The organism is Streptomyces sp. NPDC026515, from assembly GCF_055567595.1.
Genome location: NZ_JBVHQD010000005.1, coordinates 212,683 through 228,791, shown reverse-complemented (window position 1 = coordinate 228,791; position 16,109 = coordinate 212,683). Strand labels below are relative to the sequence as shown.

Annotated in this window: 16 protein-coding genes and 4 pseudogenes; 16 read left to right on the top strand and 4 right to left on the bottom strand. The window is 72.8% G+C overall.

The features are described from left to right. Positions 1 to 80: 80 nt before the first annotated feature. Together ACZ4O3_RS11905 and ACZ4O3_RS11900 are read right to left on the bottom strand one after the other, a co-directional pair. A pseudogene (locus ACZ4O3_RS11905) lies at positions 81 to 275 on the bottom strand (substrate-binding domain-containing protein); the annotation flags it as partial. Further along, positions 276 to 407: pseudogene (locus ACZ4O3_RS11900) on the bottom strand (glycosyl hydrolase 53 family protein); the annotation flags it as partial. It lies immediately after the preceding pseudogene. Between ACZ4O3_RS11900 and ACZ4O3_RS11895 the strand changes: the two are divergent. The 13 genes and pseudogenes from ACZ4O3_RS11895 to ACZ4O3_RS11835 all read left to right on the top strand — a co-directional run. Next, positions 408 to 509: pseudogene (locus ACZ4O3_RS11895) on the top strand (hypothetical protein); the annotation flags it as partial. It abuts the pseudogene before it with no gap. Between the two features lie 73 nt (positions 510 to 582). Further along, positions 583 to 993, top strand: a complete 411-nt coding sequence (locus ACZ4O3_RS11890; protein ID WP_467722184.1) for a glycosyl hydrolase 53 family protein — start codon at positions 583 to 585, stop codon at positions 991 to 993. Between the two features lie 202 nt (positions 994 to 1,195). After that, a complete protein-coding gene (locus tag ACZ4O3_RS11885) occupies positions 1,196 to 1,483 on the top strand; it encodes an ArsR/SmtB family transcription factor (RefSeq protein ID WP_362720471.1) in 288 nt (95 codons plus the stop codon). A 29-nt stretch (positions 1,484 to 1,512) separates the two neighbouring features. Continuing rightward, a complete protein-coding gene (locus ACZ4O3_RS11880; RefSeq protein WP_467722052.1) occupies positions 1,513 to 2,466 on the top strand; it encodes an SMP-30/gluconolactonase/LRE family protein in 954 nt (317 codons plus the stop codon). Between the two features lie 69 nt (positions 2,467 to 2,535). After that, on the top strand, positions 2,536 to 2,997 hold the full coding sequence (gene crcB / locus ACZ4O3_RS11875; RefSeq protein ID WP_362720477.1) for a fluoride efflux transporter CrcB: 462 nt from the start codon (positions 2,536 to 2,538) through the stop codon (positions 2,995 to 2,997). Continuing rightward, a complete protein-coding gene (locus tag ACZ4O3_RS11870; protein ID WP_467722051.1) occupies positions 2,994 to 3,374 on the top strand; it encodes a DUF190 domain-containing protein in 381 nt (126 codons plus the stop codon). The genes crcB (ACZ4O3_RS11875) and ACZ4O3_RS11870 overlap by 4 nt, the downstream gene beginning before the upstream one ends. Further along, positions 3,371 to 3,745: a fluoride efflux transporter CrcB gene (crcB, locus tag ACZ4O3_RS11865; RefSeq protein ID WP_362720483.1), complete on the top strand. Its 375-nt coding sequence runs from the start codon at positions 3,371 to 3,373 to the stop codon at positions 3,743 to 3,745. Before ACZ4O3_RS11870 ends, crcB (ACZ4O3_RS11865) begins: the two co-directional genes overlap by 4 nt. Before the next feature lie 72 nt (positions 3,746 to 3,817). Further along, a complete protein-coding gene (locus tag ACZ4O3_RS11860) occupies positions 3,818 to 4,654 on the top strand; it encodes an undecaprenyl-diphosphate phosphatase (RefSeq protein WP_362720486.1) in 837 nt (278 codons plus the stop codon). A gap of 170 nt (positions 4,655 to 4,824) precedes the next feature. Continuing rightward, positions 4,825 to 5,490, top strand: a complete 666-nt coding sequence (locus tag ACZ4O3_RS11855) for a FadR/GntR family transcriptional regulator (RefSeq protein WP_362720498.1) — start codon at positions 4,825 to 4,827, stop codon at positions 5,488 to 5,490. A gap of 43 nt (positions 5,491 to 5,533) precedes the next feature. After that, positions 5,534 to 6,550 (top strand): asparaginase, encoded by a 1,017-nt coding sequence (locus ACZ4O3_RS11850; protein ID WP_467722050.1) that lies wholly within the window; start codon positions 5,534 to 5,536, stop codon positions 6,548 to 6,550. 426 nt (positions 6,551 to 6,976) lie between these two features. After that, positions 6,977 to 7,915, top strand: a complete 939-nt coding sequence (locus ACZ4O3_RS11845) for a glutaminase (RefSeq protein ID WP_362731121.1) — start codon at positions 6,977 to 6,979, stop codon at positions 7,913 to 7,915. Positions 7,916 to 8,151: 236 nt separating this feature from the next. Next, the gene (gene mptB / locus ACZ4O3_RS11840) at positions 8,152 to 9,546 is read left to right on the top strand and encodes a polyprenol phosphomannose-dependent alpha 1,6 mannosyltransferase MptB (RefSeq protein WP_467722049.1); all 1,395 of its coding nucleotides are present in this window, start codon (positions 8,152 to 8,154) and stop codon (positions 9,544 to 9,546) included. Continuing rightward, entirely contained in the window at positions 9,543 to 10,886 is a 1,344-nt protein-coding gene (locus ACZ4O3_RS11835; RefSeq protein WP_467722048.1) for a glycosyltransferase family 87 protein, read from the top strand. Before mptB ends, ACZ4O3_RS11835 begins: the two co-directional genes overlap by 4 nt. Before the next feature lie 89 nt (positions 10,887 to 10,975). Here the strand turns inward: ACZ4O3_RS11835 and ACZ4O3_RS11830 are convergent. After that, positions 10,976 to 11,821: pseudogene (locus ACZ4O3_RS11830) on the bottom strand (D-alanyl-D-alanine carboxypeptidase family protein); the annotation flags it as partial. Between the two features lie 93 nt (positions 11,822 to 11,914). Next, positions 11,915 to 13,063, bottom strand: coding sequence for a transcription termination factor Rho (rho, locus tag ACZ4O3_RS11825; RefSeq protein ID WP_467722047.1), 1,149 nt, complete (start codon positions 13,061 to 13,063; stop codon positions 11,915 to 11,917). A gap of 439 nt (positions 13,064 to 13,502) precedes the next feature. Here rho and ACZ4O3_RS11820 point away from each other — a divergent pair, with 439 nt between their 5' ends. The 3 genes from ACZ4O3_RS11820 (at position 13,503) to ACZ4O3_RS11810 (ending at position 16,103) form a co-directional block, all read left to right on the top strand. Further along, positions 13,503 to 14,738: a cytochrome P450 family protein gene (locus ACZ4O3_RS11820; RefSeq protein WP_467722046.1), complete on the top strand. Its 1,236-nt coding sequence runs from the start codon at positions 13,503 to 13,505 to the stop codon at positions 14,736 to 14,738. 128 nt (positions 14,739 to 14,866) lie between these two features. Next, positions 14,867 to 15,061, top strand: a complete 195-nt coding sequence (locus ACZ4O3_RS11815) for a hypothetical protein (protein ID WP_467722045.1) — start codon at positions 14,867 to 14,869, stop codon at positions 15,059 to 15,061. A 115-nt stretch (positions 15,062 to 15,176) separates the two neighbouring features. Continuing rightward, entirely contained in the window at positions 15,177 to 16,103 is a 927-nt protein-coding gene (locus ACZ4O3_RS11810; RefSeq protein WP_467722044.1) for a hypothetical protein, read from the top strand. Positions 16,104 to 16,109: the final 6 nt, after the last annotated feature.

Here is a 16,109-nt window from a genome sequence, read left to right as displayed (position 1 = left end):
TCCCACGCTAGGAGCACCGGGGGCGCCACGGCTTCTCGAAAACTGACCGGCTGCCGGACCGCTCGCCCCCTGCCTCCGCCTCAGGCCGACTCGCGCCGCACCAGTTCCGTCGGCAGGATCACGGCCGTCGGGTCCTCACCGCCGATCCGGGCCAGCAGCACGCGGACCGTCCCGGTGCCGATCCGGTCCCAGGGCTGGCGGATCGTGGTGAGCGCCGGCGGCACCGCCGTCGCCACCGCGGAGTCGTCGAAACCGCCGACAGCGATGTCGTCCGGGCCGCCGTTGGTCTCGTAGCCGATCTGGACCGTGCCGGCGGTGGTGCCCCGGGACTTCAGCGCGTTCAGGACGTCGTAGGTGTGCTGGTAGACGTCCGTCCTGAGCTGACCGTAGGAGTGACCGGACCAGGCATGCTCCGGTCCGAGGGCTCCACCGGCAACTGGTCCCAGCTCGCCGGCCTGCTCAACTCCGGTTACGGCGCGGCCAAGGCGGTCTGCTCCGCCACCCAGGTCGCCCTGCACCTGGCCAACGCGGGCGAGGACGCCACGGTCCGCTGGTGGTTTCGGCAACGCCAGGACCTACGGCATCGGCACGGCTCGCTCGCCGCCGCCCCGGACCACCCTGGACGACACGGCCGCCCGCTACGGCAGGCCGGTCTTCGTCGCCGAGACCGCCTGCTCGCCCACCCGTTCACCCTCGGCCAGGACGCCTCGCCGCAGAACCAGATCGACACCAGCGGCGAACTGGTCACCTGCTACCCGGCCACCGCGGCCGGCCTGGATGAACGTCGTCGCGAACATCGTGGAGACGGTCCCGAACGGCCGGGGACTCGGCGTCTTCTGCTGGGAGGCGACCCTGGACCGCCGTCACCGGCAACGGCTATGGACCCGACCGACGCCACGTCCGGAAACGGCTGGGAGAACCAGGCCCTGTTCGGCTACGACGGCAAGGCACTCTCCTCCATGCGCGGTTCAGCCGCCGCTGAACCACCACTGACGAGGGTTCCGGCCGCAGGGGGAGGGCCGGGCCCCTTCCACCGGTCCTGGACCGGGCACGAAGGCAAGGCCCCCGTCGGCCGGACGCGGCCGGCCGTCCGGTCTCGGACAACGCTCTCCGACTCGCTGCCATGGTGGCTTCGGCTGCGGAACAGTGGGAAAACGAACTGCGAGGAGGCAGGGGACGGACGGAGGCCGGTCGGATGCTGAGGAACTCCCAGAGCGTGAGCCGCCTGGACATTCTGGACTGGCTCAAGGATCCGGCGGCCCACTTCCCGCCCCGGCGTCACGCGGACCTCACCGAGAACGGCGTCACCGTCCGGGCCGTCGCGGCCAAACTCGGCATCTCCCGCAAGGCCGCAGGCAGCCATCTGGGCATGCTGACCCGGCTCGGGCTGCTGCGCACCCGGCGCATCCGGCACCGCACCTACTACCAGCGTGACGAGATCCGTATCGCCGAAGTGGCCCGGATGTTCGAGAAGGGCTGGTGAGACCGGTCACGCCTGTCAGTATGGGGTTCATGGACCGACCCTCGCGCCTCGTCCCGCTCCACTACGTCGCCATCGGCGGCCGCGGCCCGGAGGACGTGGTGACGGCTCCGGACGGCGGCGTCCTGACCGGCGTCGAGGACGGCCGCATCCTGCGCCTGGACGGCCTCGGCGATCCGGACACCGCCCGGGTCCGGGAGCTGGCCCGCACCGGCGGCCGCCCGCTGGGCCTCGAACTCCTCCCGGACGGCGACCTGTTGGTGTGCGACGCGGAGCGCGGCCTGCTGCGTGTCGGCCTCGCCGACGGAGCCGTCCGCGTCCTCGCCGACTCGGCGGAGGGGGAGCCGCTGCGGTTCGCGAGCAACGTGGTCGCCCTGCCCGACGGGACCGTGTACTTCACGTCCTCCAGCCGACGCTTCCCGCTGGACCACTGGATCGGCGACATCGTCGAGCACAGCGGCACCGGCCGCCTGCTGCGTCTCACGCCCGGCGCCCGCAGCGCCGAAGTGGTCTGCGACGGACTCCAGTTCGCCAACGGGCTGGCCGTGGGCGGCGACGGCACCTTCCTGATCGTCGCCGAGACGGGCGCGTACCGCCTGACCCGCTACTGGCTGTCCGGCCCGCGGGCCGGACGCGCCGAGTTCTTCGCCGAGCTGCCCGGCATGCCCGACAACATGTGGCGCGACGGCGAGCTGATCTGGGTCGCCCTGGCCGGTCCGCGCAATCCGCCGCTCGACCTCTTCCACCGGGCCCCGGCCGCCGTCCGTCGGGCCGCCGCGCGAGCCGCCGTGCACGCCCCCTACCGTCCGGCCGGCACCGTCGCCGTGACGGCCCTCGACGACCACGGCAGGATCGTCCACCACCTCGCCCGGCAGCACTCCGGCTTCCGCATGGCCACCAGCGTCTGCGTGACCGGCCGCCACCTGGTCCTCGGCAGCGTCCGGGAACCCGGGGTGGCGGTCTGCGCGGCCCCCCTCGCGAAGTGACCGGCAGGTAGCCGCGGCGGTACCCTGGGGCACCCGTCGGGGCGGTGCCGAACAGGAGACCTACGACCCATGACAGCCCCGGAAGCCGAGAGCCTCCGTGTCCAGCCGAGCCCCCAGCGGCGGTCCGAGTGGCGTGCCCAGGCGCCGGTCGTCGCGGTGGTCGCCGCCGGCGGCGCGATCGGGGCGCTGGCCCGCTACGCAATCGCCCAGGCCCTGCCCACGGCGGCGGGCGGATTCCCCTGGGCGACCTTCTGGACGAACGCCGTCGGCTGTGCGGTCATCGGTGCCTTCCTGGTCCTGATCACCGAAGGACTGCCCGCGCACCGCCTCGTCCGTCCCTTCTTCGGCACCGGCGTCCTCGGCGGCTTCACCACCTTCTCCACCTACGCCGTCGACATCCAGAAGCTGGTCGACCACGGCAGGCCTGCCACGGGCCTGGCCTACCTCGCAGCGACCCTGTGTGCGGCCCTCGCCGCGGTGTGGTGCGCGGCCACGGTGACCCGCCGACTCCTGACCCGGAGGCAGCGATGACGAGACTGACCGGCCGTGCCCTGCGCCTGACGGTCTACATCGGCGAGGATGACTGCTGGCACCACAAGCCCCTGTACACGGAGATCGTGCACCGCGCCCACGCGGCAGGTCTCGCGGGCGCCAGCGTCTTCCGGGGCATCGAGGGCTTCGGTGCCACCTCCCGCATCCACACCGCGCGGCTGCTGTCGCTGAGCGAGGATCTGCCGGTGGCGGTCGTCGTCGTGGACACGGAGGAACGGATCCGGGCGTTCCTGCCCCAGCTGGACGAACTGGTGAGCGAAGGTCTCGTCACCCTGGACGACTGCGAGGTCATCAGGTACGTCGGCCGGGACGTCAAATCCGGCAAAACGGACTCGAAGGGTAAGAGGTCGTTGTGAACTGGCTGTTGGTCGTCGCCGGTGCCGTCGTAGGTGCTCCACTGCGCTACCTCGCCGACCGGGCCGTGCAGGCCAGGCACGACTCCGTCTTCCCCTGGGGTACCTTCGTGGTGAACGTCGTCGGCTGCCTGATCCTCGGCCTGCTGACCGGTGCGGCCGAGGCGGGTGCGGCGAGCCCCCACCTCCAGCTGCTGCTGGGCACCGGGCTGTGCGGGGCGCTCACGACCTACTCGACGTTCTCCTACGAGACCCTGCGGCTGACCGAGACCGGCGCCGGGCTCTACGCTGCGGCCAATGTCGTCGCGAGCGTGGCGGCGGGTCTCGGGTCGGCCTTCGCCGGAGTGGCGATCGCCCAGGCGGTGTGGTCCTAGGACTTGCTTCACACGCGCGCCTTGTAAGACTGTCTACAGCACTGTCGACCAAACTCTGCAGAACTGGATCCCATGAGCGCCATCTCCGTCGGTCAGGCCGCCGTCCTCGGGGTAGTCGAGGGGGTGACCGAGTTCCTCCCGGTGTCCTCCACCGGCCACCTCAAGATCACCGAGGGGCTCATGAACATCCCCGTCGACGACCAGTCCGTCGTCGGGTTCTCGGCCGTCATCCAGGTCGGCGCCATCGCCGCCGTGCTGGTGTACTTCTTCAAGGACATCCGGCGGATCGTCTCGGCCTGGGGCCGGGGGCTGGTCAACAAGGAGGAGCGCTACCACCACGACTACAAGTTCGCCTGGTGGGTGATCGCCGCGACCGTCCCGATCGTCCTGGTGGGCCTCGCCGCCAAGCCGCTGATCGACGGCCCCCTCGCCTCGCTCTGGGTGGTGGCCGGCTCGCTGATCCTCGGCTCCGGTGTGATGTGGGCGGCCGACCAGATGGGCCGCCACAAGCGCGGAGAGGACGACACCTCCTTCGCGGACGCCATGTGGGTCGGCTCCTCCCAGATCCTCGCCCTGCTCTTCCCCGGTTTCTCCCGCTCCGGCGCCACCATGTCCACCGCGCTCATCCGGGACCTCGACCGGGTCGCCGCCACCCGCCTCTCGTTCTTCCTCGGCATCCCGGCCCTGACCGGCGCCGGCCTCTACGAGCTCAAGGACGCCCTGGGTGCGGGCGTCGGCGCCGCCCCGCTGGTCGTCGGCACGGTGGTCTCCTTCGTCGTCGCCTACGCCTCCATCGCCTGGCTGCTGAAGTTCGTCGCCAAGCACTCCTTCAACGCCTTCGTGATCTACCGGATCGTCGTCGGCCTGGCCCTCTTCGGCTTGCTCGCCACCAACACGATCAGCGCCTGACCCGGTCACCGCTCCGCCACGGGGTGTGACGCCTGTCCCTTCAGGTGTCGCACCCCGTGCGTGTTTCTTCCGGGGCACCTTGACAGTCGCGTCCCGCAGCCCGGACCATCTCACTCGTGAACCTGTCAGACAGCCCGACAGCCGGACAGCCCCCGCGGCGCGTGAGTGCCATGGAGGCGGTCCTGTCGTACCTGCGCGGCGCCATCGAGCGCGGCGAGTACGCCATCGGCGACAAACTCCCCTCCGAGGCGGAGCTGTGCCGTTCCCTGGAGGTCAGCAGGCCTGTCCTGCGCGAGGCCCTGCGGGCCCTGCAGACGATGGGCCTGACCGTCTCCAAGACCGGCAAGGGCACCTTCGTCGTCGCCGGCGCCGTCGAGGACCCCACCTTCGGCGACTACGCGGCCAGCGACCTGCTGGAGGTGCGGCGGCACATCGAGATCCCGGTCGCCGGGTACGCGGCGCTGCGCCGCACCCCGGAGGACCTGGACCACCTGGCCCATCTCCTCGACCGCATGGACCGGGAGACGGACACCACCGCGTGGGTCGCGATGGACACCCTCTTCCACCTCGCCGTGGCCGAGGCCGCCCAGAACCCGGTCTTCCGCCGGGTCATCGAGGAGATCCGGGACGCGCTGGCGCGCCAGTCGGCCTTCCTCAACGAACTGGGCGGCCGCCGCGAGCAGTCCAACCGGGAGCACCGCGCCATCGTCGAAGCGCTGGTCGACGGGTGCGAACCCGACGCCGTGGACGCCATGAGCCACCACCTGGACCGCGTCGAGACGACCCTCACCCACATCGTGCGACCCGCACACCCGTCCAGCGGAGCCGACGCGTGAACCGCGTACCGGTCCGTCCCGGCCCACCCGAGACCAGGCAGTGATGTACAGCAGTTCCCCCGCGGCCGCACCCGTCGTCCGTGAACCCCTGCACGCCCCCGTCGCCCACCTCATACGCGGCGGGGTCGTCGAGGGTGTCCACCACGGCTCCGTCGTCGTCCTCGGCGCCGACGGCGAGGTCCAGTTCCAGCTCGGCGACATCGAGGCCGCGTTCTACCCGCGCTCGGCCGTCAAACCCCTCCAGGCCGTGGCCATGCTGCGGGCCGGACTGCCGCTCGAGGGCGAGCTGCTCTCGCTGGCCGCAGCCAGCCACTCCGGCGAGGAACGCCACCTCGCCGGCGCCCGGCGGATCCTCGGCCTCGCCGCACTGACCGAAGCCGACCTGCGCAACGTGCCCGACCTGCCGTACGACCCCGCGGTCCGGGACACCTGGATCCGCGCGGGCCGGCAGCCCTCCCGGCTCGCCCAGAACTGCTCCGGCAAGCACGCGGCGATGCTGTGGACCGCGAAGCTGAACGACTGGTCGCTCGACGACTACCTGGACCCGGAGCACCCGCTCCAGCAGGCGATCGCCGAGATCGTCGAGGACCTGACCGGGCAGCACATCGCGCGCACCACCGTGGACGGGTGCGGCGCGCCGCTGTTCTCCCTCTCCCTGCACGGGCTGGCCCGGGCGGTGTCGCGGATCGTGACCGCCGCGCCGGGGACACCGGAGGCACGGGTCGCCGACTCGATGCGGCAGCACCCGGAGATGGCGTCCGGTGCGGGGCGTGACGTGGCCGCGCTGATGGCGGCCGTGCCGGGGCTGCTGGCGAAGGACGGCTTCGAGGGCGTGCAGGTCGCCGCGCTGCCGGACGGCCGGGCCGTCGCCGTGAAGATCGCCGACGGGGCCGACCGGGCGCGGGTGCCGGTCGCCGCGGCCGCTCTGGCCAGGGCCGGGGTCGACCCGGAGCTGCTGACCGGGTTCGCCGGCGAGGCGCTGCTCGGCGGTGGCAGGGAGGTCGGGCGTGTGCGGCCCGTTCGTTCCCTGGAGCCGGTTCCGGTTTCGGCCCGCGCCTAGCGGGACGGGCCGGGTTGTCGGTCGGCGGCCGCGGGTCGGCCGTGGCCGGTCGCGCAGTTCCCCGCGCCCCTTGCGGGGCGCTTCACCCTCACTCTCTTGAAACAGGACCCGTGACCGTTCGCAGCGGACACACGCTGCTCGGCGACCGTGACGTGCCCGCCGACGCCTGCCGGGGTGTGCACACCCTGCGGGCCACCGAGAACTTCCCCATCACCGGTACGGCGATCTCCGCCTCCCCGGGACCTCGACGAACATCAACGCCGGCGAGGTCGTCGCCACCGGCCGGGGCGTGTCGAACTCGTCCTGGAGAAGGGTCTGTTGCGCGCCGAGCGGCTCGCCGGCCCGCTGTGTCCCGAGGCCGTCGCCGGCAGCGGAGGGTCCCTCGCCCGACCCGCGCACACGCGCCGGGACCGGCCCCGGGGCACAATGGCGATCATGGCAATGACGTCGTCACCGCCCTTTCTGCCGGTCCTGGAGCGGATCGCCGAGGAGATCGAGCGGACGCCCGGCCGCGGGCGGCCCGCCGACTACATCCCGGCGCTCGCCGCCTGCGACCCCCGCCGCTTCGGCATGGCCGTGGCCGAGCTGGACGGCACGGTCTACGGCGTCGGCGACTGGCGGCAGCCTTTCTCCACCCAGTCCATCACCAAGGTCTTCACCCTCGCACTCGACCTGGCCCGCGAGGGCGACGAACTCTGGGAGCACGTCGGCCGGGAGCCGTCCGGCAACCCCTTCAACTCCCTGGTCCAGCTGGAGTACGAACAGGGCATCCCGCGCAACCCGTTCATCAACGCGGGCGCCCTCGTCGTCACCGACCGGCTCCAGACCCGTACCGGAGACGCGGCCGGCGAGCTGCTGGCCTTCCTGCGCGCCGAGAGCGGCAACGCCACGCTGGAATACGACACGGAGGTGGCCGCCTCCGAGTCCCAGCACGGCGACCGCAACGCCGCGCTGGCCCACTTCATGGCGTCCTACGGCAACATCGACAACGAGATCCCGGTCCTGCTCGACCAGTACTTCCGTCAGTGTTCCGTCGCCGCCTCCTGTGCCGACCTCGCCCTTGCGGCCACCTTCCTGGCCCGCCACGGCATCCGGGCCGACGGCAGCCGTCTGCTGACCAGAAGCCAGGCGAAACAGGTCAACGCGGTGATGCTGACATGCGGGACCTACGACGCGGCGGGCGACTTCGCGTACCGGGTGGGGCTGCCCGGCAAGAGCGGGGTGGGCGGCGGCATCGTCGCCGTGGTACCGGGGCGTTGCGCGCTCTGCGTGTGGAGCCCGGGGCTGGACGAGCGGGGCAATTCGGTGGCGGGAGTCGCCGCGCTGGACAGATTCACGACCCTCACCGGTCTGTCCGTGTTCTAGGTCCGGCGGGACGGGGGGACCGGCGGATCGGCGGATCGCTCCGCGCGGCGATGCTCGCGGTCGTCCTCCAGGCGCAGCCGTCGGCGCGGCGCGGCTTCGCCAGCGGGCGCGCTCAACTCCCTTCCCGCGCCCCCGATCACGCTCCACCGCACACAGGTAACAAGCAGGCCGCTCCCAAGAAAACGCCCCGTCGCCTTCTGGCCACCCGCCCTTGACACGCTGACCCAGTGTTGGCCATGGCTTTTCCCGTCGATCTTCGCCGCTGCCAGGTCCTGGGCCTGGCCGGTACCGCCTTCCTCGCCCTGGGAGGTGAGACAGCCGGCGCCCTGCCCGTGGAGGACCTGCTCGCGCCGGGCTCCGCGCAGGCGGCGTTCGGTCTGGTCGGGGTCTACTTCGGCGTCGTGCTCCTCATCGCGGCATGGCTGCTGCTGGGCCGCCTGGTACGCGGCGGCGAACCGCCCACCCCCCGCCGGCTGTTGCTGGTCCTCGCCGTCTGGGCGGCCCCGCTGCTGCTCGCGCCCCCGCTGTTCAGCCGGGACGTGTACAGCTATCTCGCGCAGGGCGCGATGGTCGACGCGCACATGGACGTCTACACGGCGGGACCCGCGCAGCTCGGCGGGCCGCTGGCGGACGAGGTCGCCCCGGTCTGGCAGAACACCGCCGCGCCGTACGGCCCCGCGTTCATGGGTGTGGCCTCGCTGCTGTCCGGCCTGACCCGGGGCGAACTCCCGGCCGGGCTCTTCGGGATGCGGCTGGTCGCCCTGTTCGGCGTCGGCCTGATGGCGGCCGCGCTGCCCCGGCTGGCCCGGCACAGCGGGGCCGACCCGGCCGCCGCGCTCTGGCTCGGCGCCCTCAACCCGCTGGTGCTGCTGCACCTGGTGGCGGGCGCCCACAACGACGCGATCATGCTCGGTCTGCTGGGCCTCGGCCTGGTCGCCGCGCTCGGCCGCTGGCCGGTCCTCGGCGCCGTGCTCGTCACGCTGGCGGCGCTGGTGAAGGCGCCGGCCGCACTGGGGCTGCTGGCGATCATCGTCGTACAGGCGCGCAAGGGCCGCAGCCCGGTGGGGGCCACCCTGTTCACGGCCGCCGCGTCCGCCGCCACGACGGTTGCCGCGACCGCCGTCGCGGGGACCGGGTACGGGTGGATAGGCGCGCTCGACACGCCGGTCTCCGCGCACAACTGGGCCCTCAGCAGCCTCCTCGGCCGGGCCACCGGCGCACTCCTCGAACACCTCGGCAGCGACCTGGCGCCGCTGGCCGTACCCGCCTGGCACCTGCTCGGACTCGTGCTCACCGCGGTGACCGTGCTGCTGATATGGGTCCGGCTGCGGCTCCGCCCGGTCTACGCCCTCGGACTGAGCCTGGCCGCGGTCGCCGCCTTCGGACCCGCGATCCGGCCCTGGTACGCCATCTGGGGCCTGTTCCTGATAGCGGCCGCGGCGCCCAGCACCTCGGTACGGCACCGGGTGGCCGCCGTCACCGGAGTGCTCGCGCTCGCCGTGCTGCCCAGCGGCGGCCCGGCCGACGCCGCGCAGCTCGTCCTCGCCGTCTCCGGCGGCGTGCTGGGCGTGGTCGTGCTCTGGCAGGCCCACCAGACCGCGCAGGCCCCGGCCGTGGGACGTACGGCATGAGGGGACCGGGTACCGACCGGGGGAGACTGCTGCTCGTCCTGGTCCTCGTCGCCGCCGTGAGCGTGTTCACGGCCACCGTGCCGCTGCTGCGCGACTGGTTCGACCTGCGCGTCTACTACGGGACCGTGCACACCTGGGTGCACCACGGCGGGCGGATCTACGACTACCGGGTGCCCGGGACGGCGTACGGCTTCACCTACCCGCCGTTCGCCGCCGTCGGCATGCTGCCCATGGCGCTGGTCGGCCTGCGCCTGGCCATCGCGGTCTCGCTGCTGGTCAACCTGGCCTCGCTGGCCGTCGTGCTGCGCATCCTGGCCGGGCCGGGCTGGCGGCGCCAGGGCTGGTACCGCTGGGCGCTGGCCCTGTGCGCGCTGGCGCTGTTCGAGCCGCTGCGGGACACCTTCAGCTTCGGCCAGGTGAACCTGGTGCTGCTCGCCCTGGTCCTCGCCGACTGCTGCCTGCTGCGCAGCGGGCGGGGACGCTGGGCCGGCGTCGGGATCGGGCTCGCCGCGGCCGTCAAGCTCACGCCGGCGCTCTTCATCGGCATGCTGCTGCTGGCCCGCAGGTGGCGGGCGGCGGCGACCGCGACGGCGGTGGCGTTCGTCGCCACCGGGCTCGCCGCCTGGGCCGATCCGAAGGCGTCCCGCTTCTACTGGACGCAGGCGCTGTGGGACACCAGCCGGGTCGGCCGGCTCGACTACGTGTCCAACCAGTCGCTGCAGGGCGTACTGGCCAGGCTCGGCCATCCCGACAAGCCGCTGTGGGCGTCGGTCGTGCTGATCACGCTCGCCGTCTGGGCGTGGCGGACCCGCAGGGCGGTGGCGGCCGCGGACTGGACGGCCGCCTTCGCGCTGACCGGTCTCGCCGCCTGCCTGGTCAGCCCGATCACCTGGGTGCACCACCTGGTCTGGGTGCTGCCCTCGTTCGCGCTGCTGGCCCGCGCGGGGTACCCGCGGATCGCGGGCGCCCTGTACGCGGTGATGTGCACCAGCGTGGTGTGGCTGTGGTTCGACGACGCGTCGGGCGTCGACGGGTTCCTCGGCAGCAACATCTACACCTGGATCACGCTGGGTCTGCTGCTGGGCCTGCCGACCGGTCAGTCACGCGCGGACCGGGCGCCCCTGAGCCGCAGCGCGAAGGCGACGGCGCCCGCGCCGAGCGCCGCGACGCCCACGGCGACACCGGCCTCGGACCAGCCGGAGCCCTCCTCGGGCCCGGTGGCCGCCGCCACCGGGACGGTGCTCGGTCCCGGCCGGGGCCGCGGCCTGGCCCGCAGGGCGTCCAGCGAGCCCACCGGGTCGACCCGTCCGGCCGCCTCGAAACCCCAGTCGAGCAGCTGACGGGCCTCGTCGTACACGCCGCCGTCCTGAGGGTTCATCACCGTCACGATCAGGGTGCGCCCGCCCCGCTCGGCGGCGGCGACCAGGGTGTTGCCGGCGTTGGTGGTGTAGCCGTTCTTGATCCCGATCAGGCCGGGATAGCGCGGCACGCCGTCCTCGCCTGTCAGCAGCCGGTTGGTGTTCTGGATGCCGAAGGACCATCCGGCGTCGGCGGGGAACTGGGCCGAGGCCGTGGAGCAGTACCGGGCGAAGTCCTGGTTGCGCAGCCCGGCCCGGCCGAACACCGCCAGGTCGAACGCCGAGGAGACCTGACCCGGTGCGTCGTACCCGTCGGGGGACTCGACGTGCGTGTCGAGGGCGCCCAGGGAACGCGCCTTGGCCTGCATCAGGGAGACGGTGCGGTCCCAGCCGCCGTCGAGTGCGGCCAGGACGTGCACGGCGTCGTTGCCCGAGCTGAGGAAGACCCCGCGCCACAGGTCGGACACCCGGTAGGTGCGGCCCTCCTCGACGCCGACCAGGCTGCTGCCCTCCTCGACGTCCGCCAGCTCCTGGTGGGTCACCCGGTGTTCCAGACCGCCCGGCAGGACCGGCAGCACGGTGAGCGCGAACAGGGTCTTCAGGGTGCTGGCGGGCGGCAGCGCGTGGTGCGCCTCGTTCGCCGCCAGCACCTGGCCGCTGGCCGCGTCGGCGATCAGCCAGGACAGTGCCGAGACGTCCGGGACCTCGGGCACCCCGGCGTGCGGCCGAACCTGTGTCCCGGAGTGGTAGAGCAGGGACGGCCCGGGCACCGCCGCGCGCGGGGGCGGGGCCGGGTCCGGCGCCGCGGTGGCGTGGGCGGCCGTGCCGGACGCCAGCGTCAGCAGGCCCGCCACGCAGAGGGCGCAGGCCGACACCGCCGCGCGGCGAGGAAATCGGTCAGGGAATCCGATCGTCATACGATCAACGTAGGAAGAGTGGCGGTTTCCGGCGCGCAGCCTGGGCCGGACGAGGGTCCTGAGCAACCCGGATGCCGCACGCCCGGCCGTGTGTCAGCCCGTGGGCAGGGTCGGCCGGACACGGCGCAGGAAGGTGGTGTTGTCCGGCGTCCCGCGCATCCGCTCAAGGAGCGTCTCCAGGCCGGAGGGGACCCCCTCCCGGCTCTGCAGGGCCCGGCGCAGTCCGCGTACGACGGTCAACTCGGAGGGGGAGATCAGGAGTTCCTCGCGCCGGGTGCCGGAGGGGGTGATGTCCACGGCCGGGAAGACCCGCCGGGAGGCCACTTCGCGGTCCAGGCGCAGCTCCATGTTGCCGGTGCCCTTCAGCTCCTCGAAGAAGTAGCCGTCGGCACGGGAGCCGGTGTCCACCAGGACGGTGGCCAGGATGGTGAGCGAGCCGCCCTCCTCCGCCTTGCGGGCGGCCCCGAAGAACCGCTTGGGGCCGAGCAGCGCGCCCGCGTCGACGCCACCGCTGAGGGTACGGCCGTTGGTGGCGGCCGCGTTGTTGTGGGCCCGGCACAGCCGGGTCAGGGAGTCCAGGAGGATGACGACGTCCCGGCCGTCCTCGACGAGCCGCTTGGCGCGCTCGACGACGAGTTCGGCGAGGGCGATGTGCTCCTTGGCGGGCCGGTCGAAGGTGGAGGCGTACACCTCGCCCCGGACCGAACGCCGCATGTCGGTGACTTCCTCGGGGCGCTCGTCGAGCAGCAGCACCATGAGGTGGCACTCCGGGTGGTTGCCGGCGACGGCGGCGGCGTACTGCTGGAGCAGCACGGTCTTGCCGGTCTTCGGCGGGGCCACGATCAGTCCGCGCTGGCCCTTTCCGACGGGGGCGAACAGGTCGGTGACCCGCCCGGCGAGCCCCGCGGCGGGGTGCTCGAGGCGGATCCGCTCGTACGGGTGCAGCGGGGTCAGCTCGCGGAAGTGACGCCGGCCGCGCAGCTCTTCGGGCCTACGGCCGTTGACGCGCGTGACCTCGGTCAGGGCGCGCTGGCCGCCCCTGAGGCCCTCGACGAGGTCGCCCCCGCGCAGGCCGTGACGGCGGATCAGTGCGGCGGAGACCTGCGGGTCGGCGGGGGAGGACAGGCAGCTCGTCGCCCGCAGCTGCCCCTTCCCGCCCGCGTCGACGTCGAGGACACCGGTGACGGGCCGGACGGTGTTCCGGTCCTGCTGCTGTACGGGGGGTTCGAGTGTGGTGGTCATGAGAGGTGGTCCTTTCGGGGACGGAAGACAGCGGAGAAGGGGGAGTGGGCCGCGAGCGGGAGGCGTGCGCACAGGCCTCCGTGCGGCGGGAACGACACCTCGGGGAGGGCAGAAGGACCCAGGTCACAAGGTGGTGCGGAGAAGCCGGTGAGCCGGTCGGAGACGACGGGCGATACGGCTGGAGGGGTGGAACCGGCACTCGGCGCCCGACAGGGGGCGCCCACAGGTGCTGATCGCACTATACCCAGGGTTCCGGCATCTTCAACATGGCACCGGTCACCGATATTCCCGTCCTCGGTGCCCCCTCGGTGCCCTCGGTGCCCTCGGTGGCAGCCCGCCACCCCGGGCCCGACGCGACTGGCCGGGAAACGCGGCTTCCCCAGGGGCACGGGCGCCTAGGATCGGCCGTGCCCGCCTGCCCCACGCGTCAGGAGCCCCGGTGGAGACCTCGCCCGTGCCGCACCGCCTGGACCCCGCCGGCGGCTGTCCGCACGCCGACAACGCCAGGCTGCTGGCGCGCGGCGCCGTGACGCCGGTCGTCCTGCCCGGCGGTGTCGCGGGCATGGCCGTACTCGGGCACGAGGCGCTCAGGGAGTTCCTCCAGCATCCGGAAGTCGCCAAGGACGCCCGGCACTTCACCGAGCTGCGGGAGGGCCGGATCGCCACCGGCTGGCCCCTGCTGACCTTCGCCGCCGTCCGGGGCATGACCACCGCCGACGGTGACGACCACCGCAGGCTGCGCCAACTGGTCAGCCGTGCCTTCACACCGCGCCGGGTAGAGGAACTGAGGCCCCGGATCGAGGAGTTGACCGCATCACTGCTCGACGGGCTGGAGCGCGCCGCGGTGGACGGCGTCGCCGATCTGCGCCGGCATTTCGCGCTGCCGCTGCCCATGGACGTGATCGGTGAACTCCTGGGAGTGGACGCCCGGTTCCGCCACCGGCTGCACCAGCTGTCCAGCCGGGTCGTGGCCACCGGCATCGAACCGGCCGAGGCGGTCGCCGCGAACCGGGAACTGGTCGCCGTCCTGGCCGCCGTGGCCGCGGACCGGACCGAGCACCCCGGCGACGACCTCACCAGCGCCCTGATCGCCGCACGCGACGAGGACGGCGACCGGCTGGGCCAGGAGGAGCTGATCGGCACCCTGGTTCTGATGATCATCGCCGGGCACGAGACCACCCTCAACCTGATCACCAACGCCGTGCGCGCCCTGTGCGGCCACCGCGACCAGCTCGACCTGGTGCGCGAGGGCGAGGCGGGCTGGGCGGACGTGGTGGAGGAGACACTGCGCTGGGACGCGCCGGTCAGTTACTTCCCGTTCCGCTACCCCGTGCGGGACCTGGCCCTCGGCGGCACGGTGATCCCCGCCGGGACCCCGGTCCTGGCCGGCTACTCCGCCGCCGGCCGGGACCCGGCGGCGTACGGCCTGGACGCCGACCGGTTCGACGTCACCCGGCCCGCCCGCCCCGACGCCGCCCGTCATCTCTCTCTCGGCCACGGCGCCCACTACTGCCTGGGCGCCCCGCTGGCCCGACTGGAGGCCACCGTGGCCCTGGAGCGGCTCTTCGACCGCTTTCCCGACCTGGACCTGGCCGTGCCCGAGGGCGGGCTCGCCCGGGAGGCCAGCTTCGTCGGCAACAGCGTCCACGCCCTCCCGGTGCGCCTTCGCGGCTGAGCCGCATACCAGCCGTGCCCACCCCCGATGGCCCTTCCCTGACGCATGTGTCGTTGTGGCCGCGAGCCCCACCCACGTGGCCGCCACTTCGGCGGCTCGGGACGAGGGACTCGGCAGTCATGGGTCGGGTGGCCGGGAAAACCGCCTTCATCAGGGGAACGGGAGCCGGAACCGGCCGCGCGTCCGGGCAGGGCCTCGGACCTGCCGTCATCAGCACCATCGCGAAGAGCGCGGCGTCCTCCGCGCCGGTCACCGTGCTGCCGGTCCGCAGGAACACGGCGCGGGTGGCGGCCCAGGCGCCCGGGCAGCCCGCCTCCGCCTGACGTGTCGTCGGCTCCGCGCCACCGGGAAGTCGTGGGCCGGCAACGAATGTCCGCAATCCATAACGGTCATGGCCGGGAGGGGACTTGATGTCGCGTAATGCCTTATCTTCACGACATGTCCACGCCACCGGAGCAGTCGCCGTCCTCTCCGCAGCAGCCGCCGTCGACTCCTCAGCAGCCCCCGCAGCAGCCGTCGCCGCCCGCACAGCCGCCGGACCAGCCGCCGGCTCCGGCGCCCCAGCCGACCGCGTATCCGTATCCGGACCCGCAGTCGCCGCCGCCCCCGCAGAACCCCTACGCCCAGCCGGCCCTCCTCAACCAGCCGGTGCCGCCCCCGCAGCAGGGCAACCCCTACGCCGTGCAGCCCGGTTACGGCTACCCGCCGCCGGCCGGACCGCCGTCCGCCGGCCAGAACGCGGCCGGAAGAGCCGTGCTGTGGGCGGTCGTGGGAGCGGTGGTGGCCTCCGCGGGCTGGGCGGCCGCCCTCCTCCTCACCGGTGGTCTTGGCGGCAGCGCGGACCTGCGCGGCTATCAGGCGCCCGCGAACCTCTGCTCCGGCGCGGACTACTCCTCGTTCAAGGACGAGTACCCCGACGCCGACTCGGCCCCCACGAAGAACGCGCTGAAGGACCCGGCCCTGGACCAGAGTTACTGCAGCATCACGCTCAAGAAGACCGGGTCCGGCTACGCGGACGCCTACCTCTCGATGCAGGTGGACCTGCACAAAAAGACGGACCCGGCGCCGGAGTTCACGGCCACCTGGAAGAACTACGGCGACAGCCACACCGACTACGACGTGAGCCCCGTGCAGGGCATCGGCGACGAGGCCTACCTGGTCACCGAGGACACCAGCAGCGGCTCCACCACCAGCGGCTCGCGGTACGCCACGCTCGCGGTGCGGGACGGCTGGATGACGTACACGATGAGCTACAGCGCCTACTTCTCGTCGTACGACAGCGACACCGACCCGCCGACCCTCGACGACGTGACGGGCTGGCTGAAGACGGACACCAAGTCCACGCTGGAGCAGCTCAAGGACTGACGCTCA

Coding starts and splice junctions, on each gene's coding strand:
- ACZ4O3_RS11880 (WP_467722052.1), top strand. CDS start 1,513: ATGGACCGACCCTCGCGCCTCGTCCCGCTCCACTACGTCGCCATCGGC.
- ACZ4O3_RS11850 (WP_467722050.1), top strand. CDS start 5,534: ATGTACAGCAGTTCCCCCGCGGCCGCACCCGTCGTCCGTGAACCCCTG.
- mptB (WP_467722049.1), top strand. CDS start 8,152: ATGGCTTTTCCCGTCGATCTTCGCCGCTGCCAGGTCCTGGGCCTGGCC.
- ACZ4O3_RS11810 (WP_467722044.1), top strand. CDS start 15,177: ATGTCCACGCCACCGGAGCAGTCGCCGTCCTCTCCGCAGCAGCCGCCG.
- ACZ4O3_RS11885 (WP_362720471.1), top strand. CDS start 1,196: ATGCTGAGGAACTCCCAGAGCGTGAGCCGCCTGGACATTCTGGACTGG.
- ACZ4O3_RS11845 (WP_362731121.1), top strand. CDS start 6,977: ATGGCGATCATGGCAATGACGTCGTCACCGCCCTTTCTGCCGGTCCTG.
- rho (WP_467722047.1), bottom strand. CDS start 13,063: ATGACCACCACACTCGAACCCCCCGTACAGCAGCAGGACCGGAACACC.
- crcB (WP_362720477.1), top strand. CDS start 2,536: ATGACAGCCCCGGAAGCCGAGAGCCTCCGTGTCCAGCCGAGCCCCCAG.
- ACZ4O3_RS11835 (WP_467722048.1), top strand. CDS start 9,543: ATGAGGGGACCGGGTACCGACCGGGGGAGACTGCTGCTCGTCCTGGTC.
- ACZ4O3_RS11870 (WP_467722051.1), top strand. CDS start 2,994: ATGACGAGACTGACCGGCCGTGCCCTGCGCCTGACGGTCTACATCGGC.
- ACZ4O3_RS11855 (WP_362720498.1), top strand. CDS start 4,825: ATGGAGGCGGTCCTGTCGTACCTGCGCGGCGCCATCGAGCGCGGCGAG.
- ACZ4O3_RS11860 (WP_362720486.1), top strand. CDS start 3,818: ATGAGCGCCATCTCCGTCGGTCAGGCCGCCGTCCTCGGGGTAGTCGAG.